Here is a 21,133-nt window from a genome sequence, read left to right as displayed (position 1 = left end):
GGTTAAAGGGTGCTTTCAAATTCCAATAGGTATAAAGCACAGGTGTGTGTATAGGGAAATGACATAATAAGACCCGTTCGTAGCAAAACGGAGTTCTCTTTATAATTTTTATTTTTTGCAACGAATATTTAGAGAATTAAAGTATTTCTTGTTCGTTTTTCGCAATTATCTCGGGGCTCCGGTACAAATTATAACAAATGGTTTCCGTTAGGTTTTGAGTGTGCATATTAACTATTCCTTTATATTCTTTGAAAGGGGCTAGTTAATTCAAAACCTAACTGAGAAACTATTTTAACTATTAGTAGCTATTAGTATTCCTCATGTGGTTAAGATGTTCTCGAATGCAAGTTATGTTCTATTGCCTCTTTTTATATACAAGATTTTCTGCAAAAGAAACACGTATTTCTATATTGTTATCTTGATTAATTGAAATATTATGAGTATATATTACAACTGGACTGTATGGATTAGATGATGTTTGTGTCCAACTCCCTGTTGTTGTTTCTATTACGTAATTATTATTTTCAAAACGCCATCTAGCGTTATATTCAGATCTAAGTACACAGTTACCATCTCTTAAATAATACCTATAATATTTACCTGTCCCATTTTCATTAAGTTGAAAATATGTCTCGCTTTTACAATCATCCCAAAGAATTTCAGTTCCGTTTACTATGGAACTATAGAGATACCAGTCACCAACAATATTGAATTCTTCTTCTTCTTCTACTATTATTGATGAATCATTAGTTGAGCAACACCCGTCACTAACAATATTTAATTCTTCTTGCTCTTGTTCTTGTTCTATTATTGGTGAATCATTAGTTGAACAACCAATGAATACCGTGATAAATAATAAAAATATAAATGAATTAACTTTCATAAGTATATGTTTTTAGTTATTAAAGTAAATTAAACTTATGGCTTAATCACTTCGTTGGTATACTAGTCGTAAAAAATAAATTAATCATACAAAAAAATAAAAATAAAAATAAAAATAAACAAACAAATTGATATACAGGGCCTTTACAAGAGTATGTATAGTGGTAAGAAGTATGTAGTAAGACGATTGAGCGTGGGTTAATTATAGGCTAACTAAGGTATATTGAGCAAAGGCTCTAACGCTTTTATTTTGCTAATATGTAAAGCTGATCTATAGGTAATGCCATTGTACGTTGAATTTCCTCTATTATTTTTAGTGTATCATGCCGATGGTTATTTGAACCTTTTAATGCGTGAAAATAAATTATGAGGTAGCTTCAAATTCCAATCGGTATAAAACACAAGCATGACTGCAAGCAAAAGGTTGTGTAACTTTACCGAAGCTCCATTATGATTGAGGAATGTTGCCTAAGAATCGGTATGACATGGAATTTATGAGTTCCTTTTAAGCATATAAGGTAAAGTGATGTAATTAAGTGTTATCATATATTGGAATTGGTCTAATGATATGTTTAACCTATACATTGAATTAAAGCTACTAATACTACTAGAATTAGGAATCAATTTTAAATGGTATTACTAATTTTTTGTTGATTTTTTTCATCCAATAGGCTATTATAAAACCACCGATTATGCCCGGTATAAACCAACCATAAAAACTTGGAAAAAAATTATTCACTACTACAAAAGCTGTAGTAGCAGAAATATAACCTGCAATCATTTTGCCTAAGTGCAACTTTAGCCATCCCTTTTGCAGTCGCTCAGGGTGTTTAAACAAACTGAAATCTCGTATAGCGAAAACGATACCAATAATAGCAAAGACAACAAGAACGATGTTTATATTTTGGGTAAACACTATTGGGAGTGTAATCATTAAAAACCCAGTTAAAATCATAATTATTGAAATGCATTTGTCAGCTCTCAAATCTGGATTTCTTCTTTTAAATCGTAGTGCTCTTTTACCTGTTAGAACAAAATACAAACTAAAAACTCCGACGGCAAAAAGAAAAGGGTTTTCATGTTTTGGCAACAATGCCACAATCATGGCAATGATACCAGACGACATCATTGAATAAAAAAACATCAATCCAAATTTCTTATGGATTGTTTTTCCTTTTGTAGCAATTAGAGAGACCAAGCCTGTACATAAAGCAATTCCACCAAAACCTGCGTGGACGTATATTAATATTTGTATTGTTTTTTCCATTTTCTGGTTAGATAAGTTAACAATACGAAATTCAGGTAATTAGTTCATGTAATTTATTTTTAATGACTGAGTTGTTATTATTTAATGATGAGTTGCTCTAATATAATAAGCAATTCAATTGATAATTATTTCGAAAAATAATGTGTCCTATTTATAGAATATTCCTAATACTGTTCGTGGTTTTAATATCATTTCGGATGCTAATCTACCGATCATAATCGTTTATGGCAAGTACCAGACTATAGTTAACATACAAGCATGACTGTAAGGAAATGGTTGTGTAACTTTATCTAAGATGCGGTATGATTGAGTAACTTTTCCTAAGAATTGATATTAGTACACTTCTACATTACAAAAAGGCGAGAAAATTAATTTATCAACTCGCTTTTAGAATCTATATCCAATAGAAACACCACCTCTTCCAACAATGTCTAGAGAATACTCATCACCCCCTAAATTCCTACCTATTCCCAAATAAACTTCAGTAATAAACCCTCCTTTACTTATAAATTTACCACCAATAGACATACCTAAAGCAAATTCTGTCTTATCTTCAGTAACTATTCGATAATTATATGGGTCACTATCATAATAAATATAATTAAAGTTTTCATATGAGTGTAACATACCGAAGCCTTCTATAAAAAAACCTCTAGCATATTTACTTGAAAAGTAACGTCTATAATAAGGAGTTAAAGAGAATTTCTTATATATATCTAGGATATGATCATTTGAACTAAAGCTAAATAAAGTCCCTATACCTACTGATGATTCTTCGTCAATTAAATATTCATAAGAAAAGTCAATCCATTCTAAAGCAATTAAACTAAAGAAATTCGCTTTTATTTCATGGTTTTTTTCAAAATCTTGAGGGTATTCTTTTTTTTCTTGAGCTACTAAAAGAGTAGAAAATACTAGGCAAAATACTAATGTTGCTTTTTTCATTTTTTTTCATAGAATTAATTAGGAGCAATATTACACATTTTAAAATTAAAATCGTCCAATATTGAGTTGGAAGTTAAGGTGATACCATTTGTGATGTTAATTTACTGACCATAATTGTTATGACAAAGCCGATCTATAGGCAAAATACAAGCATGACTACCAAGAAATGATTGAATAATTTTACCTACGAATCGGTATGACATAGAACTTCAGAGTCCCTTAAAGCTCATTAGGCTATATCGGTTGTAAAGTTATGGAATTGAATGTTGTGAAAATATGACATAAACGTCAGTTAAGAATCGCAAATTATAGTAGTTGGAGTGACTATTTAATACCGTTTATGATTTGAAATTAGGGAAAAAGAAAATGATGATTTTTTTTCTAATGAAGAAGAAACGAGAAAAGGGTGTTTTATTACGGTAGCATAGCAGTTAAAATTCATTGGTTCATTTTTAACTAATGAATATACATTTAGAAACTCCATTAAAAAACAAAACCCCTATAAAATATGGGGTTTTGTTTTTTAATGGAATTTATTGAGGTTTACATTTGCATACTGTGGTACACATTGTTTACATCGTCATCTTCTTCTAGCTTTTCCAATAATTTTTCTACTTCTTCTTGCTGTTCTGTAGTTAATTTTGTGGTGGTAGTTGGTATTCTTTCAAACTCAGAAGAAAGGATTTCAAATGTATTTTCTTCTAAATATTTTTGTATCGCACCAAATTGCTCAAAAGGCGCATAAATTAAGATATCATCTTCATCTTTAAATACTTCTTCAACTTCGAACTCAATCATCTCAAGCTCAAACTCCTCCAGATCTCTTTGAAGTGAAGCCTCGCTAACTCTAAAGTTAACCGTATGGTCAAACATAAAGGCTACTGAGCCAGATGTACCTAGGTTACCGTTACATTTATTAAAAGCCGCACGTACATTAGCAACAGTACGATTATTATTGTTAGTGGCAGTTTCAACTAATACCGCAACACCATGAGGAGCATAGCCTTCAAAAAGAACTTCTTTAAAATTTTCTGTATTCTTATCTGAAGCTTTTTTTATCGCACGTTCAATATTGTCCTTTGGCATATTAGCAGCCTTGGCATTTTGAATAATCACACGTAAACGGGAGTTCGTTTCAGGGTTAGGACCACCCTCTTTTACAGCCATAACGATATCTTTACCGATACGGGTAAAGGTTTTCGCCATAGCGGCCCAACGTTTCATTTTTCTAGCTTTCCTAAATTCAAATGCTCTTCCCATTTATAAATAATTATGTTTATTCTTGCAAAAGTAATTATTGCATTAAAATATTACAATTTAAAATCGTTTTTTGAATAAGAGTTCTTCCTCTTTTTCACTATAAGCTTTCCAAGTACCCGTTTGAACTCCATTTTTAAACTTACCTTTTAGCTTTAAATGACCATTCTTATAGTACTCTTTATAATCCCCATGCTTAAGTCCACCTTTTAATTCAACTTCGAATTTGATCTTTCCATTATCGTATTTTGTTACGAATTTTGAAGAACTCAAATCGTTAGGGAATATTTCGGGAAGATTAAAAACAGTATCCTCTGTGAATACTTGCGTGGTATCTTTGTGTTGTTTTATTTTTTGGAGCAACTCCTTCTTTAATAGATTATCAGCCGCCAATTGTTGTTGTATTGAAGCTGGGTCTTCGTAAGAAGCAATTAAATAGTTTTCAAAATGAGTTCCTTTAGAGATTAATTGTAGACCTATCTGAGAAAAACACGTGATATACTTTTTGTTTTTATGTATTTGTCGTTGTGTTTTTCTATCAGCAAAACCAACGAGGTCTTCGTAAATATAAGGAGTGTTGATATAAGCGAACATACTTGATTTTTCATCAAACTGATCATTGAAATCTAAAAACTTTTGATTGGAAGCCAGTGTATACCCAATACGCTGCATATTGATAATTTCTTTTAAGGTATTCGGGCTATTACTAAAGATGACACAATCATCAATAATAGTGAAGTATGGTTTTTCCATTTTTTCAAAAATCTTACCCGCAACCATTTTAAAGAAGCCTTTCAAATCTAAAAAATTAATAGTATAGCCCTTATAGTTAAGCTGTTTAAACTTTAAAGGAGTTTTTTCTTTAATTTTTGTTACAATAAAATCGAGGTTCTCAGTAGCTTTATCAATATCATTGGTTTGTAAAACTGCCGCTACATCTGTCTGTTTCTTTGAAATCGCGTCATTGATATGAAGTAGCGCAATTTCATTACCAATCCAACTATATACATGTTCTTTAACATTGATGTCAAGAAGGTTTTCAACATCCGTTATTTGTTGGTTATACGATTTAAAATCTTCTTCATTTTCTTCTTTTATGGCCTCAAAGTTTTCATGAAACTCTTCAAAACTATCAAAGGCAAAACTTACATAAAGCGCTGTGTTTTTAGGCGCTATTTTTGCAATAGATCTTTTTCCTTTACCAGATTTTTGTAATGCTCGCAAATAACTTTCAGAAGTTAAATCAAAATTAGTAAACCCTTCAGCCTGAATCGTAGTACTCTCTTTGAGCCCTATGTTAAAACCAGAATACAACCATGATTTTTGCATGGTTTGTAAGATATCAGAATCAGATACATCATTCGAGAAACAAGAAAGGTATTGATTGAGGTATTTATATTGAACAAACAATTTAAAGAAACCATCTTCAGGTGTTTCTTTATTAATTTCAATAAAATTAAGATCCCTGCCAATAACAGGTTCCGTATACTGATCAATAGATTTTTCTATTAATACGTGTGTATACGACGCTATCAATTGGTTTTTTATAAAAGAAAGATAGAGAGTTTCCCTATCTTTTTGATTGTATAGCTCCGTTATTTCGTGGTTTTTATAAGTTCTTTTCGTAACTTCAAAATGTTCTCCAGCAAGTTTAGCTATTGAGCCTTGTAAAAAGCGAATTTTAGATAATTTTTGCAGATCTACAGTATAAAAAAGCCCATAACTCTTAGGTTTGTATACATGAACAGAAATTAATAAGTCTCGTTCACCAAAAAGATCAACTAACTGCTTTTGTTCTTTGAAGGTTTTGTCAAGGTTATTAAGATTTTCAGTAACAGTATTAAAATAATCGTTTGTTTGAAGATGACTCCAAATATCACTATGACTAATTTCATCCCAAGTATCGATAGGACGCTGGGTATCTATAATAAACACGGCATCATCGGGAATTAAATATATCGGATTTATATTGTCTTCACTAGCAGAGGTAAATACATATACCTGGTATGCAACAAAAATTAAAAGAGCAATAACAATACCTGCGATGAGTTTATTTTTCATAACTGTGATGTATTTTAACATTAAAACTATTAAACCTGAATAACCCCCAAATTAAAAGGCTTCTCAATAGGAGCATGATTAGCAGCCTCAATGCCCATTGAAACCCAAGTTCTGGTATCTAATGGATTGATAATAGCATCTGTCCAAATTCTAGCAGCTGCATAGTATGGAGAAATTTGTTTGTCGTAGCGAGATTTAATTTTATCAAATAATTCCTTTTCTTTTTCAGGGGTGATTTCTTCTCCTTTTTTCTTTAAAGAGGCTGTTTCAATTTGCAACAAAACCTTTGCAGCAGAAGCTCCGCTCATAACAGCCAGTTCTGCACTTGGCCAAGCAGCAATGAGCCTAGGATCATAAGCCTTACCACACATGGCGTAATTTCCAGCACCATAAGAATTACCAATCACAATAGTGAATTTAGGAACAACAGAATTACTCACCGCATTTACCATTTTAGCACCATCCTTAATAATACCCCCATGTTCCGATTTACTCCCTACCATAAAACCAGTAACATCCTGTAAGAACAACAAAGGAATTTTCTTTTGATTGCAATTCGCAATAAATCGAGTAGCCTTATCAGCAGAATCATTATAAATCACACCACCAAACTGCATTTCACCCTTTTTAGTTTTAACCAAAGTACGCTGATTGGCAACAATACCAACTGCCCAACCATCAATGCGAGCATAGCCCGTAATAATAGTTTTTCCATAACCTTCTTTGTATTGATCAAACTCAGAATTGTCAACCAAACGTTTGATAATTTCAAGCATGTCATATTGCCCATGACGCGCCTTTGGAAGAATTCCAAAAATATCATTTTCATCTTCTTTCGGAGGCAATGGCTCTTTTCTATTAAACCCTGCCTTCTCATAATCACCAATTTTATCGATAATACCCTTAATAGTATCTAGAGCATCTTTATCATCTTTAGCTTTGTAATCGGTAACCCCTGATACTTCGCAATGAGTTGTAGCGCCACCTAAAGTTTCATTATCAATGGTTTCACCAATAGCAGCCTTTACTAAATAACTTCCAGCTAAAAAGATACTTCCTGTTTTATCTACAATTAAAGCTTCGTCACTCATTATAGGTAAGTAAGCACCCCCTGCGACGCAACTCCCCATAACGGCGGCTATCTGTGTAATACCCATACTACTCATAATCGCATTATTTCTGAAAATTCGTCCAAAATGCTCTTTATCAGGAAAAATTTCATCTTGCATAGGTAGGTATACACCGGCAGAATCAACTAAATAAATAATAGGAAGTTTATTTTCGATGGCTATTTCTTGAGCTCTTAAATTTTTCTTTGCAGTGATCGGAAACCAAGCTCCGGCCTTTACGGTTGCATCATTAGCGACTACAATACATTGTTTTCCTTGTACATAGCCCATTTTTACAACTACGCCACCTCCAGGGCAACCACCATGTTCTTGGTACATGTCTTCACCAGCAAAAGCGCCAATTTCGATAGACTTTTGCTCATCATCTAAAAGGTAGTCAATACGCTCGCGAGCTGTCATCTTTCCCTTTTCATGATGTTTGTCAATACGCTTTTGACCACCGCCAAGTTTAACAATAGCAAGTCTTCGACGTAATTCTGATAACAAAAGTTTGTTGTGATCTTCGTTCTTATTAAAGGTAAGGTTCATAATAATAATAATATCGTTGTTTGTAAGCGACTGCTAAAGTAAGAAATTAGATAATAAGGTTCAATTGATTCAGACAAGGATTATGTTACGTATACGAATTCAATATGTTTGCAACAGTTTGATCGATATCTTCATAATGACGATTTTTTTGCAATACCCAAGGTTCAGATATTCTTTCATCACATTTAGGAACAGAGCAAGTCTCACAAGTAATACCAACTTCCTTTGTTACGATGCGATCGTCTTTTATAAACTTTAATTTTTTCTTTAAATGTGGTGAAATTAATAATCCGACAGAGACACTTCTATTTAAATCCTTTCTAAAAGGGTCAGGGGTAGCAGATGATAATACCAAGTAGTCACTTTCTGAATTATCATATGAAGAGATTTGGATACCAAAAGAAGATTTTTCCGACGATTTTTCCAATTCTTTTATAGCGTTGATAGAAACCCATCTCCTGCAATAATGCTCATTATTTCTATTGGCATGGGGTTCTTGTTGTTGTGTAATATGAAGTTCTTTCGAGAGCTTATATTTAGGAGAGTTTACTTTATGAGTAAACCGTAAAAAGAACAAATTTCTAAGATTAAAATGCTTTGGCAGTATGTTGGTTAACCGTTGATAAAAAGTCTCGGCAGAGCAATTGTATTTTTCCATGATTTTATGAAACCCCTCAGAATCCCAAGCTGTATTTTGGAAAAAAGCCTTTAATTCGGTGACCAAATTTTGCTTTGGTATAATTAAGGCACCTGCAAAATAAGAAGCAATAAAATTGTTAAGTACTTGGTCAAAGCTATCAAACTTTACCCAAGGAAAAGTAAACAATCGGTTTTCAATTTTTAAAAAGTTATAGGCAATTTCTTTAGCGTAAATAAAAGCCTTTTGGGCTTCTGAAATATCATTGCTTATTAAGAGTATTTTTTTTGAGGGAATGTAAATATTACGAAGTTCAGTTAAATTTTGATACTTCACAAGTTCTTTGCTATCAATAGTATAGTTGAATTCTTCTAGTAAGATCTCTTCTAAGTCGCCTGATTTTATTTTGGTATTTAAATTAATGTGATAGGCCTTGGCAAAAGCCTCAACATGGTCTTCAATATCATCAAAATAATTGTTGTGAGCTTCTTGATATGATCGCAAAGAAGCGAGAAAAAAACTTTCTCTTGTTAGATTGTAGTTTTGAGCAATTTTAATAATAGTACTTATAAAGGCGTTTACTTTGGCAGGAGCACTTGCAATAATATCAATTAAGTTTTTCTCTTGAATACCGAAAAGATTTAGGGGGATTTCCTTTAATATTTTTGATTTAAGAATTTCTCCAATAGGAGCCAAGTTTTTATCTAGTTTTAGAGAAACCAAATCATCATACGGAACTTCTAAACTTTCTGATAACAACAGAATTTTATCGGTTTTAGGATATTTTTTTCCTTTTTCAATTTCATTTAAATATGATTTTGATAGACCCGTAAGTTTGGCTAACCCAAATAAAGAAAGCTTTTTTTCAGTCCGTATTTGTTTTAGTTTAAGCCCAAAAATCAGTCGAATGTATTCATCTTCTATATGCATAAAATCAAATATAGGAATAAATAGCGAATTATAGTGTTTAATATTTTTTATTGATTTAGCGAACGTTCGCTTGCAGAGTTTAAAAATATTTTATATCATTGTGGTATCAATTTAAAAAATGATAATCATGAACATAGAAACGATTACAAAAGATGTTAGTTTAATAGGTTTTAATTCAGTTGAATATAAAAGTGTTTTAACGGAGGAAGCACTGAGTTTTTTGGTCGAATTACACAAGAGGTTCAATGGAAAACGATTGTCATTATTAGAAGAAAGAAAGATCTATCAGGCATATTTTGATAACGGAAATCACCCTAATTTCCCTGATGAGACCAAAGAAATTAGAGAAAGTGATTGGGTATGTGCTCCGTTACCAGAAGATTTATTGGATAGGAGGGTTGAAATTACAGGGCCAGTGAATAGAAAAATGATTATCAATGCATTGAATTCTGGGGCGAAAACGTTTATGGCAGATTTTGAAGATAGCAATTCTCCAACGATTCAAAATGTGTTAGATGGTCAAGTTAATTTGATGGATGCCGTAAACAAGAGTATTTCTTTTTACGATGAGAAAAAAAGCAAAGAGTATCGTTTAAATGAAAATACAGCCGTGTTATTAGTACGACCAAGAGGGTTGCACTTAGATGAAAAACACCTTGAAGTAAATGGGGTGTTGATGAGTGCTTCATTAGTAGATTTTGGACTGTACTTTTTTCACAATATTAAAAACTTGTTAGCGCAAAAATCATCGACCTATTTTTATTTGCCAAAATTAGAGCACTATATGGAAGCCCGTTGGTGGAATGAAGTTTTTGTTTTTGCACAAGAGTATCTTGCTATTCCGCAACAAACTATTAAAGCTACGGTTTTAGTTGAAACAATAACAGCTAGTTTTCAGTTAGACGAAATTCTATATGAATTAAAAGAGCATATGGCAGGATTGAATTGTGGACGTTGGGATTATATTTTTTCCTACATAAAAAAGTTTAGAAACCATAAAAACTTTTTAGTACCCAATAGAGGTCAGGTTACGATGCAAACACCATTTATGGAAGCTTATTCACTGAAGGTAATTCAACGATGTCATAAAAGAGGAGTACATGCCATGGGAGGAATGGCAGCGCAAATCCCGGTAAAAAATGATAAAGAAGCCAACGATGCAGCCTTTGCAAAAGTAAAAAAAGACAAAGAGCAAGAAGTTAAAAATGGGCATGATGGTACCTGGGTGGCGCATCCAGGATTGGTTGAGGTGGCGATGAATGTTTTTAATGAACACATGCCTACTAAAAATCAAATAGATAAAAAATTAGCATCGTTAGATATTACTGAAGAAGCATTGGTAGAACTTCCTCAAGGTACAATTACAGAAGAAGGAGTTCGACAAAATATAAATGTTGGAATTTTATACATAGAAAGTTGGTTAGTCGGCAATGGTGCAGCTGCACTATATAATTTAATGGAAGACGCAGCAACGGCTGAAATATCAAGAACCCAGGTTTGGCAATGGTTACAAAATGAAGTTAAACTAGAAGATCAAAAAGTGTTTGATAAAGAACAATACCAAACATTCAAACAAGAAGAAGTTGAAAAAATAAAGAAATTAGTTGGAACAGAGAGGTATACGGCAGGTAAGTTTGAACTAGCCTGTGAATTATTTGATGCTTTGGTTTTATCAGATGACTTTGTTGAATTTTTAACATTACCAGCATATAAATACTTATAAAATAAAGCCCTGAAATGCGGCAACATTTACAGGGCTTAACTATCAAATTAAATTAATAATTTATAATCACTCGCAAAATTATGAAAACCCAAGAAAGAATTCAAGAATTAATTACTGATTGGTCAACCAACTCAAGATGGAAAGGAATTGAACGTCCTTATACAGCAGAAGAAGTTGTAAAATTACAAGGACAGTATAAAATTGAATATAGTATTGCTAAATTAGGAGCAACAAAATTATGGAACAAGCTAAATTCTCAGGATTGGGTCGCTGGTTTAGGAGCTCTTACAGGCAATCAAGCAGTGCAAGAGGTTGAAGCTGGTTTAGAAGCAATTTATTTAAGTGGATGGCAAGTGGCGGCTGATGCCAACTTATCTGGAGAGATGTATCCAGATCAATCATTATATCCGGCAAATAGTGTTCCGATGGTTGTAAAGCGAATTAACAATGCTTTGTTGAGAAGAGATCAAATACAATCAGTGAATGGTTCTGAAAGAAAAATTGATTACTTGGTGCCAATTGTAGCAGATGCGGAAGCTGGCTTTGGGGGGAATCTTAATGCTTTTGAATTAATGAAGGGAATGATTGCTGCTGGTGCGGCTGGAGTGCATTTTGAAGATCAATTGAGTTCTGCTAAAAAATGTGGTCATTTAGGAGGGAAGGTGTTAGTACCAACTCAGGAGGCTATTAATAAGCTTGTAGCTGCTCGTTTGGCTGCCGATGTAATGGGCGTACCGAGTATTATCGTGGCACGTACCGATGCGGATGCTGCAAATTTATTAACCAGTGATGTGGATGAGAGAGATAGAATATTTTTGACAGGAGAACGTACTTCTGAAGGTTTTTTTCATGTAAATAATGGAATTGAACAAGGTATTGATAGAGGTTTGAGCTATGCGCCTTATGCCGATTTAATTTGGATGGAAACTTCTACGCCTGATTTAGAACAAGCGAGAAAGTTTGCAGATGCAATTCATGCAAAGTACCCAGGGAAAATGTTAGCTTATAACTGTTCACCATCATTTAATTGGGCATCGAAGCTAAGCGTTCCTGAAATGGAAACATTTAGAGAAGAATTAGCGAAAATGGGATATAAATTTCAGTTTATAACCTTGGCAGGTTTTCACGCCTTGAATACATCAATGTTTGAACTTTCTAAAGCCTATAAAGAAAGAGGAATGGCTGGTTACTCAGAATTACAAGAGCGTGAATTCGCATTACAAAAAGAAGGATTTAATGCTGTTAAACATCAAGGATTTGTAGGAACAACCTATTTTGATGCCATACAGAATACGGTTACGGGTGGAGTTGCTAGTACAGTAGCGATGAAAGACTCTACTGAAGTAGCGCAATTTTAAATAGTTAGTTAATGCCTTATAAAAGTTATTATTAGAATATAAGTAATAGTTTTTATATTATTTTGAAGTAGAAAAGACTGTCAATACTATTGACAGTCTTTTTGTATTAATATAAAGTATACTTATTATCTTCTTATGAGAGAAAAATGACCAAATTTAACAAAACTGTTGTTGTTTTTATCAATTAAATTGACCTTAAACCAGTAATCATTGGAAGGTAAAACATTACCATTATAACGCCCATCCCATCCTATATCTTTACGGATTGGTAATTTAACCAAAGGTTTTCCAAAACGATCATAAATAGTCAGTTCACTCACGGGGAAAAAAGTAGTGTTAACTCCTTTGATAACCCAGCTATCGTTATATCCGTCATTATTTGGCGTAAAGAACTTAGGAAATTGAACTACGGCAATATCGATGCTTACCAAACCACAATCATTTTTGTCTTGTACAAGAATCGTATAAATACCACCTTCTAGGTTCTCAAAAATAGGTTCGTCCTGAAAAGGAGTTTGGTTTTCGTTTTCATCTCTTAATGCAAATTCATAATCGCCAATACCAAGGTTGCTGTTTGTAGTATTAATGATAATAGAATGCCTATCGCTATTATTGTTGTTGGTTGCGTCTATAACGGTAATATCCTCTTCTTGAATTGAAGCAATTATAGATGGTTCTACTTGTATTTCTAAGGTTCTTTCGCAACCTGTGACAATATCTATGGCAGTAACGTTATAGTTTCCTTCACCATAAACATCCAATGTTATGTTGTTACTGATAATATGGTCGGGGTTATTGGGACTAAACCATTGATAATTGTAATCACTTTCTTCAGGGTTTTCGGCCGAAAGGGTTAGTGGAGTATCGTTTAAACAAACAATTTGTGGGGTAGTGACTTCAAATTCTGGAAGCTCATTAATAATGATATTAAAAGACAAATCAGTACTGGTACAACCAGACCTTTTATCTTCTACGCGAACGTATATAGGTTGATTATTAGCTGTATTCGTATAGACGTCTCCATCTATAGGGTTATCTCCGGAGATCGCATCAGGTTCGGTTGTATAAAAAGTAACCTCAAAAGTATTTTGTTCACTTGAAGCATAATTGGCTAAAATTTGTTGAATATGACTGTTCAAGTTTATCGTTTCAATAATTCCATCGGTATCATTTCCTTGCCCATCGTTATCATCGTCACAACTGACATAATCATTTATAGTTGTAGGGATATCAGGTTCAGGGAAGGCTATAACTAGTAATTGACTGTTTCCTGAGATACACCCAGTTGTCAGATCTGTTATGCTTACCCATAAAGTTTCTGTACCGATATTATCAGTAATAACCGTATTGGAAACATCCATATCGTAAATTAGAGGTAAAGGGTTGGTTGCCGTCAAAGATTCCAAGGCTGTTTTATGATAGGCTACACTAAAAAGCGAAGGATCTCTATCTGCTAAAACCTCCATAGTTCTTTGACTTAGATCGATATTTTGTTCTAGACCATTTTTTGTAGTACCATCTTCAATACCAGAATCACAAACTTCTATATTTGGTAAACTTAAGGTTAACTCAGGTAAAGGCGTAATTTCTATGTTGAACGTTGTATTAGTGTTCGCACAGTTGGTGGTATTATCCATGACACGAACATAAATTGTTTGCTCACTAACGGCACCTGGAACAAAATCTAAAGGAGCATTGTTTTGGTAAGAACTATCATTAGGAATGGCATTATTTCCAGAAATAACATCCTCAAAACTTGTATGAAATGTTACTGTGAAGTCACTAGAGTTTTGTGGAAGTAAAATTTCATCTACTTTACTTCTTAAATCAATATTTATATTTTCTCCATCAACAGAAGACCCGCTATCATGATCGTCACAAAGAACTATGGGATCGATTTCGTTAGCCATAGGAATTCCCGTTAAAATGGTAAATTCACCAATACCAACACAATCATTATTTACCATGTTGACAATTTTAATATACAGCGGTTGTGGCGTAAGAGCAGGGATGTTTTTATTTCGGTAATTTGATAGATCAGCAATGGTATTTTCAACGTTGTTTCTATCCTCAATAGTTTCGAAAACTAAAATGTTTAGGTTCGGTTGAATTCCTATAGGGAACAAGGATTTGACATCGGAAACAACTGAGCTGAGATTATAGTTGGTAACACCATCTAAATTATTGTTGTTCTCAGGTACATCATTACCGTCAATATCTAAAAAATCATCACATGCATAAAATTGTTTGTTATACGATACATTACTGGCGTGTCCAATAATAATATTGATAGACGATATACGATAGCATCCTTTGTCTGTTATGGTTCTAACCCAAATAATATCACCATTTGATACTAGATGCCCCGTTTCATCGGTTATTATATTCGTGTTGTTAATGGCGTCGTTTTCAGTCGGATAATAAGCGAAGGTTTCATTGATGTAGTTTGCAGATACGTTTTGTTCGGCCGTGGTAAGGTTAACTGTTGTACTAAGATCGGTATCCGTATCACATTGTCTTATGTCGACTACGCTAGAAACCACGGGTAATGGGTTAACCATTAAATTAAAAGGTTTAAAGCTCACAGAACTAGGATCAGAAACAGCATTACACACTGAATTGCTAATATTTTCAACACGAACATAAATAGTTTGTAGGTTAGGATTCGTATTGGTATAAGGATTATTTTTATCAATTACATCGGTTGTTGAGCTTGTTTGTGCACCAGCTAATGAAGTGTGGTAAGAAACCGTGTATTGGGTAGGAGAGAGGGCTCCTAATATTTCTGTGTCTTTTGATGCTAAATCAAAATTATTGAATATTCCATCAGTGTCACTTCCGCTAGTAGCATCATCACATACGTTATAGTCGGAAGGTTGCGTAGGTTGGGGTGAAGATATAACTACAAGTTCAAATTGAGTGATATCGTAACAGGCTGCAGGTGCTTCTTTATTATGAATACGTACATAAATATCTTGAGGGCTAAAGGCGGTTGGATTTGTATGATTGTTTGGAAGTGCATTCGCAGATATGTTTGCGTTTGCATCAGATACCGATAAGTAATAAACAACGTCAAATTGATCTGGGTCTTGACTACCGAGAATTTGAGGTGTAATTAGCGCTGCAAAATCAAACGTATGAAATCCATCACTATCAAAATCGCAATAAACTTCATCGTTAATACTGTTAGCCACAGGAACCGGGAAGTAAGTAATGTTTATTTCGTCTTCTATAATATTTCCTGTGTCATCGGTAACTTCGACTTTATAGATACCCGAGAGGTCGTTATTAATCACTAAAGTAGCACTAGTTTCTCCTGCCATTTCATTAAACCCAGTTCCAGTATCTAAAAACCATCTATACGAGGAGGCGATACCAATGCTAGGAGTTGCGTCTAAGGTAATAGGGGTACCATTACATAATTTTTGATCCATACCAAGTGTGGAAGAAAGTATAGAACAATCAGTAGTAGCACTGTTTAAACCGGAAGGATTGGTACTTTCCATTTCGATGGTTCCTGGCTGCCCCTCGAAGTTAGTAACTAAAATAACATAGAATTCATTTTGTGTTACTGAATCAACATTTAAAAACTCAATAGCGTCAGGCAGGAAGCTACAATCTCTAATGCTAGCAGTGTTTAAAAGACTATAATCTCCCCCTCTAATATTGTCTATTTGCACATCAGAATAAGGGCCCCAAATGATAAAATCTACATCGATAGGAGATCCTGTTAAATTAGTCTGTTCAATAGTCAATTTTAGGTCTCCGGGGTTCTCTATTTTTATAAAAAACCACGAAGGAAATGGTTGCTCTATTAAACAGCCATAATTGGGTCCAGCAGCTGCAGTACTAGCAGGATTTGTACTTCCGTCTGCCAAAGAGTTACAGAAAGTAACGCCCGTATCCGAGCAAAATGCTGCCGTACCAGTTATTTCACTATTATTTAACGTTTCTCCTTCACAATCCTGTGAATAAGAGTTTATTGACAAGAGGGTAATTAAAACTACTACAAGTTTTTTCATGGAACAGGGGTAATTTAGTATATAACAAAGCTAAGTATAATATTCTCGTAATTAAAATGTTAGAATCATTTTTATGTTGCATCGCTCATACGGACAGTTTTTTTCGACAGGAATTTCTACGAACCCATATTTTTGATAAATATGAATGGCATTTTCAAGTTTTTTATTTGAATAGAGTATTAAGTTTTTAAAACTGTGCTCTTTAGCAAATTGAATACAATGAAGCATTAGTTTTTGACCGATTTTAGCACTTCTATGGCCAGGAGAAACGGCCATTTTTGTTAGCTCATAGGTGTTGTCTTTGGGCATTAGAGCAACAGTACCAACAATTTCTTGCTCTTTTTTTGCAAAGAAAATATAGCCCCCTTTACCTAGTATGTATTTTTCCGGATTGCTTAAAACTTCTTTGTCATAGGGTTCTGTGTAAAAAAATGTTTGTAACCATTCAATGTTTAATGTGTAAAAGTGATGGGCATATTCATTTTTGTAGGGTACAATTTCTATAGTTTTAGTTTCTCTATGCATTTCTATATGTTCAATTATTGTGTACTAAATTTTTTTCGAGCGAAATTTTTCTTCCAAAACCTTTAAATGCTCAATTAATGAAGAAGAATTTAGTATTGTATATTCTTTGATGGTATTTTTAATACTGTTCCAAATAGGAGTGATTTTGAGTAAAAGCTCTTTACCTTTAATAGATAGGTAAACAATTTTTCTAGGTTTATCATTTTCGTCTTCTTTTAAAACAATAAGTTTCTTTTTTACAAATTTGTGCAAGGTATGAGAGGTGGCGAATTTTGATATGCTTAGGCTATGATTGATTTTGGTATTCGTAACTCCGCTTTTTTTGTCTAATAATGTTAAAAGCAAGCGAAAGATACGGATCGAAATCTATATTAAAATGAGCATACACTAATTGGGTTTCTCGCATCATAAAGTCACTCATTCTTTTTAACCTTGAGCCTATTCCAATGGCTCCCATTGCTGTTAAATGATTGTTCATAAAGGCTGATTTAAAAAGCACATAAGTACTTGTGCAATTATACTAAATAAAGTTAAAAGTGTATAAAATTTTCCAATAAATTAATTTCCATAAAAGTATTTACCATGGTAAATAAAAAAATAATACCTATCTTTGTCTAGAAATTAAAAAACCAATTTAATTATGAAAAGAGACAATATTGTTTTTTATGTGTCCACTGGGTTGCTAACCGTAATGCTATTAATGTCTGTAGGGATGTATTTTTTTGATTACCCAGAAATAGCCAAAGGTTTTGAGACATATGGCTATCCAACCTATATTATATACCCATACGGAGTAGCTAAGCTTTTAGGGTTAGTTGCCTTATGGTTTTTGCGAGGTTCATTTTTAAATGAATGGGCATATGCAGGTTTTTTCTTTGGTTTTGTATTGGCATTTTTTGCCCATATCATGATTGGTGATGGTCAGCAATGGGGTGCTTTGTTAGCTATTATACTATTAGTAACTTCGTACATTTTTAATAAAAAAACACATGGATAAAAAGGTGAATTCATTGGTTAGCTTAGGCAATAAGAAGTATTTGGCCGAAGCGAAAATGCGTCAACATTTTGCCGTTATTGATGAACCTTTAGATATTGGAGGTGGTGATACTGCACCAACACCTACAGAGTATTTGTTAACAGCTATTGGCGCTTGTGTGTCAATTACCTTGAGAATGTATTCAGAACGAAAAGGTTGGGATGTAGGTGAAATAACGGTGAATGTTAGCCAAGAAGAAGTAGAAACTTCGGAAGGAATGACCACATCTTTGGTTGAAGAAATTTCCTTTGAAAAGGAAATAACTACCGAGCAAAAGAAGAGATTATTAGAAATTGCAGGAAAATGTCCGGTTGCAAAAATAGTAAAAGGAGCAACACCAATAGTAGGTAAAATAAATTAGAATTAGCAGATAAAATAAATACATAAATATGAAGAAAATTGCAGCATTTGCTGGTAGTAACAGTAGCCAATCAATCAATAAGAAGTTAGCTACCTACGCAGCGCAACAATTAAAAAATGTAGCCTATGACGTGCTTGATTTGAATGATTATCAAGTACCAATTTTTAGTGAAGATATAGAACGAACAGAAGAATACCCAGCAGGAGCGGCTTCGTTCAATGAAGTTTTAGATAACTATGATGGTTTTATTGTTTCACTAGCAGAGCATAACGGATCGTATGCAGCGTCATTTAAAAACTTATTCGATTGGGTTTCTCGTAAAAATAGAGAAGTTTTTAGAAATAAACCAGTATTAGTAATGGCCACTTCACCTGGTGGAAGGGGAGGAGCCAGTGTGTTAGCCGCAGCAACAGGAACATTTCCTCATATGGGGGGTGATGTTGTAGGGCATTTTTCACTGTCTAAGTTTTATGATAATTTCAAAGAAGGAAAGGTAATTGCAGAAGAGAAAGTAAGTGAATTAAAAGAGGTGGTAAGTAATTTGGAACAATCGTTGTAAGCTAATATCGATTGTTTTGGTAAATGGTATTACCTATAAAACATAAAGATTATGGTTTGGTTACCAAGCCATAATTTAAAATAATACCATTTGTCATTTCAAGTATAAATGATAGTTTTTATAAGTGAAGATAGAGGATCTCATCTCAACAAATAGGGTTCATGCATGCAGAGTAATGAATATTTTGGTTTTAAAATAGATGGCATATCGCAGAGTAGAAGTTTAAAGAATTAAAAACCTTGTTAACATGATGAAAATTATACTATATGGAAAAAAGGGAAACGCGCACACAGTTGCTTATAAAAACTTTTTAAAATCTGCTGAGGTACCTTTTGAGTATAAAGATATAACCGAAGATTTTGAAGCAAAGGAACATTCAAAAAAGTTGTATGATGGAGCTGTAAAATACCCAACGTTATTCGTAGGTGATGAGGTATATTTGACGCCTACCTCAGACACCTTTAATAAGGTAATGAAAAATTTAAAGTTGAGAGGATAAAAAATATAAAAGGAAACAATGTAAAATGGGAGACATTTCAAAAGATATAAACTCAACATTTGTAAATAATAAGGTGAAAGCTTTTATCAATATTAAATACACTGCAAATTGGATAAACAGTAAAGAAAATGAGTTTTTTAAACCGTATGGTATATCGCCTCAACAATACAATATACTTAGAATTTTACGTGGAGCAAAAGAACCGATAAAGGTTCAGGTGATTAAAGATAGAATGATTGAACGTGCTCCCAATGCTACCCGTTTAATGGATAAATTGCACGATAAGAAATTGATTGATAGGGTTCGTTGCGAACATGATAGAAGGGTGGTTTATATTAGTATTACAAATCAAGGTTTAGCTATGCTTAATGAAATTGATAACAACCTTAATTTTGATTTTATAGAAAAACTTTCGGAAGAAGAGGCGGAACAGTTAAGCATGCTATTAGATAAAATCAGATAAAATTATACGCTTCATTGTTCCGATAATGCTAAAACTATAATCAAATAATTTCCATGGAAAATAAAAAACAATTTAAAAGTATACAATATAGAATAGGGAGTCCTTTGGTAAATATGGGACCTGTAACTTTAAGGCAGCCCTTGCCAACAGAGGATATACCAATGGTAGATCCATTTTTATTAGTACATCATTACGGCCCTTATGCTATAAGCCAATTTAACAATCCATTTGACCTAGGTCCACATCCTCATAGAGGGTTTGAGCCAATTACGTTGCTGTTTAAAGGTGAACAATTACATCGAGATTCCCTAGGAAATGAAATGTTGGTAAAGGCTGGAGATGTTCAATGGACTACGGCGGGTAGGGGAATTATCCATGCGGAAGCTCCTTCAAAAGAGTTTGTTGAAAGAGGAGGAACCCTAGAAGGAATTCAATTGTGGTTAAATCTTCCTGCAGCAAAGAAGATGATACCCCCAAACTATCAACATTTAAAAAGTGAAGACATACCTGTTGTGGTGAATGAGGATCATACTATTGAACTTAAAATAGTAGCAGGAGAACAAAAAGGTAAACAGGGATTCATTAAAACACAAACAGCAGTGAATGTTTTTACGTTAAAGATTAAAGAACAAGGTCATATAGATGTACAAATTGCGAATACACATAATTCCTTAGTGTATTTGCTAGATGGAGAGGTAATGGTTAATGAGGAGATGATGCTTAAAAAAGGAGCAACTCAAATGGTAGTGTTTCACCAAGATGGAGATACGATTGCATTAGAAGGAAGAAAAGAGAGTACATTGTTGATTCTCTCTGGAGAACCGATTAAAGAAAAAGTAGCTTCATGGGGGCCCTATGTGATGAATTCGCAAACAGAAATCATGGAAGCCTTGCGTGATTATAAACAGGGGAAAATGGGTTTTTTGTATTAGTTGTCAGTAGTCAATGAG

At 33.5% G+C, this 21,133-nt stretch carries 18 protein-coding genes; 8 read left to right on the top strand and 10 right to left on the bottom strand.

All coding sequences use genetic code 11. The features are described from left to right. Positions 1 to 355: 355 nt before the first annotated feature. The 7 genes from AC2TDS_RS02950 to AC2TDS_RS02920 form a co-directional block, all read right to left on the bottom strand. Positions 356 to 883, bottom strand: coding sequence for a lipocalin-like domain-containing protein (locus AC2TDS_RS02950; protein ID WP_484737640.1), 528 nt, complete (start codon positions 881 to 883; stop codon positions 356 to 358). A 612-nt stretch (positions 884 to 1,495) separates the two neighbouring features. Beyond that, positions 1,496 to 2,149, bottom strand: a complete 654-nt coding sequence (locus AC2TDS_RS02945) for a DUF2306 domain-containing protein (RefSeq protein WP_484737639.1) — start codon at positions 2,147 to 2,149, stop codon at positions 1,496 to 1,498. 387 nt (positions 2,150 to 2,536) lie between these two features. After that, positions 2,537 to 3,094 carry a DUF3575 domain-containing protein gene (locus tag AC2TDS_RS02940; RefSeq protein WP_484737638.1) on the bottom strand — a complete coding sequence of 186 codons (558 nt, stop codon included), beginning with the start codon at positions 3,092 to 3,094 and terminating at the stop codon, positions 2,537 to 2,539. Positions 3,095 to 3,637: 543 nt separating this feature from the next. Continuing rightward, positions 3,638 to 4,354 carry a YebC/PmpR family DNA-binding transcriptional regulator gene (locus AC2TDS_RS02935; RefSeq protein ID WP_484737637.1) on the bottom strand — a complete coding sequence of 239 codons (717 nt, stop codon included), beginning with the start codon at positions 4,352 to 4,354 and terminating at the stop codon, positions 3,638 to 3,640. A 57-nt stretch (positions 4,355 to 4,411) separates the two neighbouring features. Further along, complete coding sequence (locus tag AC2TDS_RS02930; RefSeq protein ID WP_484737636.1) at positions 4,412 to 6,412, bottom strand: toxin-antitoxin system YwqK family antitoxin; 2,001 nt, start codon at positions 6,410 to 6,412, stop codon at positions 4,412 to 4,414. Between the two features lie 29 nt (positions 6,413 to 6,441). After that, positions 6,442 to 8,070, bottom strand: a complete 1,629-nt coding sequence (locus AC2TDS_RS02925; RefSeq protein WP_484737635.1) for an acyl-CoA carboxylase subunit beta — start codon at positions 8,068 to 8,070, stop codon at positions 6,442 to 6,444. A gap of 85 nt (positions 8,071 to 8,155) precedes the next feature. Continuing rightward, positions 8,156 to 9,637: a helix-turn-helix domain-containing protein gene (locus AC2TDS_RS02920; protein ID WP_484737634.1), complete on the bottom strand. Its 1,482-nt coding sequence runs from the start codon at positions 9,635 to 9,637 to the stop codon at positions 8,156 to 8,158. 127 nt (positions 9,638 to 9,764) lie between these two features. On the opposite strand from AC2TDS_RS02920, the gene aceB reads away from it, so the two are divergent. Continuing rightward, positions 9,765 to 11,360, top strand: a complete 1,596-nt coding sequence (aceB, locus tag AC2TDS_RS02915) for a malate synthase A (RefSeq protein WP_484737633.1) — start codon at positions 9,765 to 9,767, stop codon at positions 11,358 to 11,360. Positions 11,361 to 11,440: 80 nt separating this feature from the next. Further along, complete coding sequence (gene aceA / locus AC2TDS_RS02910; protein ID WP_484737632.1) at positions 11,441 to 12,718, top strand: isocitrate lyase; 1,278 nt, start codon at positions 11,441 to 11,443, stop codon at positions 12,716 to 12,718. Positions 12,719 to 12,843: 125 nt separating this feature from the next. Here aceA and AC2TDS_RS02905 read toward each other — a convergent pair whose 3' ends face one another. The 3 genes from AC2TDS_RS02905 to AC2TDS_RS02895 all read right to left on the bottom strand — a co-directional run bounded on the left by AC2TDS_RS02905 (position 12,844) and on the right by AC2TDS_RS02895 (position 17,743). Next, a complete protein-coding gene (locus tag AC2TDS_RS02905) occupies positions 12,844 to 16,740 on the bottom strand; it encodes a T9SS type B sorting domain-containing protein (protein ID WP_484737631.1) in 3,897 nt (1,298 codons plus the stop codon). Positions 16,741 to 16,791: 51 nt separating this feature from the next. Continuing rightward, positions 16,792 to 17,265 (bottom strand): GNAT family N-acetyltransferase, encoded by a 474-nt coding sequence (locus AC2TDS_RS02900; RefSeq protein ID WP_484737630.1) that lies wholly within the window; start codon positions 17,263 to 17,265, stop codon positions 16,792 to 16,794. Between the two features lie 286 nt (positions 17,266 to 17,551). Continuing rightward, the gene (locus AC2TDS_RS02895) at positions 17,552 to 17,743 is read right to left on the bottom strand and encodes a hypothetical protein (RefSeq protein WP_484737629.1); all 192 of its coding nucleotides are present in this window, start codon (positions 17,741 to 17,743) and stop codon (positions 17,552 to 17,554) included. A 162-nt stretch (positions 17,744 to 17,905) separates the two neighbouring features. On the opposite strand from AC2TDS_RS02895, the gene AC2TDS_RS02890 reads away from it, so the two are divergent. The 6 genes from AC2TDS_RS02890 (at position 17,906) to AC2TDS_RS02865 (ending at position 21,115) form a co-directional block, all read left to right on the top strand. Continuing rightward, positions 17,906 to 18,262, top strand: coding sequence for a DoxX family protein (locus AC2TDS_RS02890; RefSeq protein ID WP_484737628.1), 357 nt, complete (start codon positions 17,906 to 17,908; stop codon positions 18,260 to 18,262). Then, a complete protein-coding gene (locus tag AC2TDS_RS02885) occupies positions 18,255 to 18,662 on the top strand; it encodes an OsmC family protein (RefSeq protein WP_484737627.1) in 408 nt (135 codons plus the stop codon). The genes AC2TDS_RS02890 and AC2TDS_RS02885 overlap by 8 nt, the downstream gene beginning before the upstream one ends. A 28-nt stretch (positions 18,663 to 18,690) precedes the next feature. Then, positions 18,691 to 19,221 (top strand): NADPH-dependent FMN reductase, encoded by a 531-nt coding sequence (locus AC2TDS_RS02880; RefSeq protein WP_484737626.1) that lies wholly within the window; start codon positions 18,691 to 18,693, stop codon positions 19,219 to 19,221. A gap of 247 nt (positions 19,222 to 19,468) precedes the next feature. Next, the gene (locus AC2TDS_RS02875; RefSeq protein ID WP_484737625.1) at positions 19,469 to 19,720 is read left to right on the top strand and encodes a glutaredoxin family protein; all 252 of its coding nucleotides are present in this window, start codon (positions 19,469 to 19,471) and stop codon (positions 19,718 to 19,720) included. A 25-nt stretch (positions 19,721 to 19,745) separates the two neighbouring features. Then, positions 19,746 to 20,183: a MarR family winged helix-turn-helix transcriptional regulator gene (locus AC2TDS_RS02870; RefSeq protein ID WP_484737624.1), complete on the top strand. Its 438-nt coding sequence runs from the start codon at positions 19,746 to 19,748 to the stop codon at positions 20,181 to 20,183. Between the two features lie 53 nt (positions 20,184 to 20,236). Continuing rightward, positions 20,237 to 21,115, top strand: a complete 879-nt coding sequence (locus tag AC2TDS_RS02865; RefSeq protein WP_484737623.1) for a pirin family protein — start codon at positions 20,237 to 20,239, stop codon at positions 21,113 to 21,115. The last annotated feature ends 18 nt before the right edge of the window (positions 21,116 to 21,133 follow it).

The sequence above is a fragment of the Tenacibaculum profundicola genome (assembly GCF_057220795.1).
The sequence above is the reverse complement of the archived record's forward strand: the minus strand, read 5'-3'. Positions and strand labels throughout refer to the sequence as shown.

Excerpts from the sequence above, each read along its gene's own strand:
- AC2TDS_RS02950 (WP_484737640.1), bottom strand. The coding sequence starts at position 883 with ATGAAAGTTAATTCATTTATATTTTTATTATTTATCACGGTATTCATT.
- AC2TDS_RS02945 (WP_484737639.1), bottom strand. The coding sequence starts at position 2,149 with ATGGAAAAAACAATACAAATATTAATATACGTCCACGCAGGTTTTGGT.
- AC2TDS_RS02940 (WP_484737638.1), bottom strand. The coding sequence starts at position 3,094 with ATGAAAAAAGCAACATTAGTATTTTGCCTAGTATTTTCTACTCTTTTA.
- AC2TDS_RS02935 (WP_484737637.1), bottom strand. The coding sequence starts at position 4,354 with ATGGGAAGAGCATTTGAATTTAGGAAAGCTAGAAAAATGAAACGTTGG.
- AC2TDS_RS02930 (WP_484737636.1), bottom strand. The coding sequence starts at position 6,412 with ATGAAAAATAAACTCATCGCAGGTATTGTTATTGCTCTTTTAATTTTT.
- AC2TDS_RS02925 (WP_484737635.1), bottom strand. The coding sequence starts at position 8,070 with ATGAACCTTACCTTTAATAAGAACGAAGATCACAACAAACTTTTGTTA.
- AC2TDS_RS02920 (WP_484737634.1), bottom strand. The coding sequence starts at position 9,637 with ATGCATATAGAAGATGAATACATTCGACTGATTTTTGGGCTTAAACTA.
- aceB (WP_484737633.1), top strand. The coding sequence starts at position 9,765 with ATGAACATAGAAACGATTACAAAAGATGTTAGTTTAATAGGTTTTAAT.
- aceA (WP_484737632.1), top strand. The coding sequence starts at position 11,441 with ATGAAAACCCAAGAAAGAATTCAAGAATTAATTACTGATTGGTCAACC.
- AC2TDS_RS02905 (WP_484737631.1), bottom strand. The coding sequence starts at position 16,740 with ATGAAAAAACTTGTAGTAGTTTTAATTACCCTCTTGTCAATAAACTCT.
- AC2TDS_RS02900 (WP_484737630.1), bottom strand. The coding sequence starts at position 17,265 with ATGCATAGAGAAACTAAAACTATAGAAATTGTACCCTACAAAAATGAA.
- AC2TDS_RS02895 (WP_484737629.1), bottom strand. The coding sequence starts at position 17,743 with ATGAACAATCATTTAACAGCAATGGGAGCCATTGGAATAGGCTCAAGG.
- AC2TDS_RS02890 (WP_484737628.1), top strand. The coding sequence starts at position 17,906 with ATGAAAAGAGACAATATTGTTTTTTATGTGTCCACTGGGTTGCTAACC.
- AC2TDS_RS02885 (WP_484737627.1), top strand. The coding sequence starts at position 18,255 with ATGGATAAAAAGGTGAATTCATTGGTTAGCTTAGGCAATAAGAAGTAT.
- AC2TDS_RS02880 (WP_484737626.1), top strand. The coding sequence starts at position 18,691 with ATGAAGAAAATTGCAGCATTTGCTGGTAGTAACAGTAGCCAATCAATC.
- AC2TDS_RS02875 (WP_484737625.1), top strand. The coding sequence starts at position 19,469 with ATGATGAAAATTATACTATATGGAAAAAAGGGAAACGCGCACACAGTT.
- AC2TDS_RS02870 (WP_484737624.1), top strand. The coding sequence starts at position 19,746 with ATGGGAGACATTTCAAAAGATATAAACTCAACATTTGTAAATAATAAG.
- AC2TDS_RS02865 (WP_484737623.1), top strand. The coding sequence starts at position 20,237 with ATGGAAAATAAAAAACAATTTAAAAGTATACAATATAGAATAGGGAGT.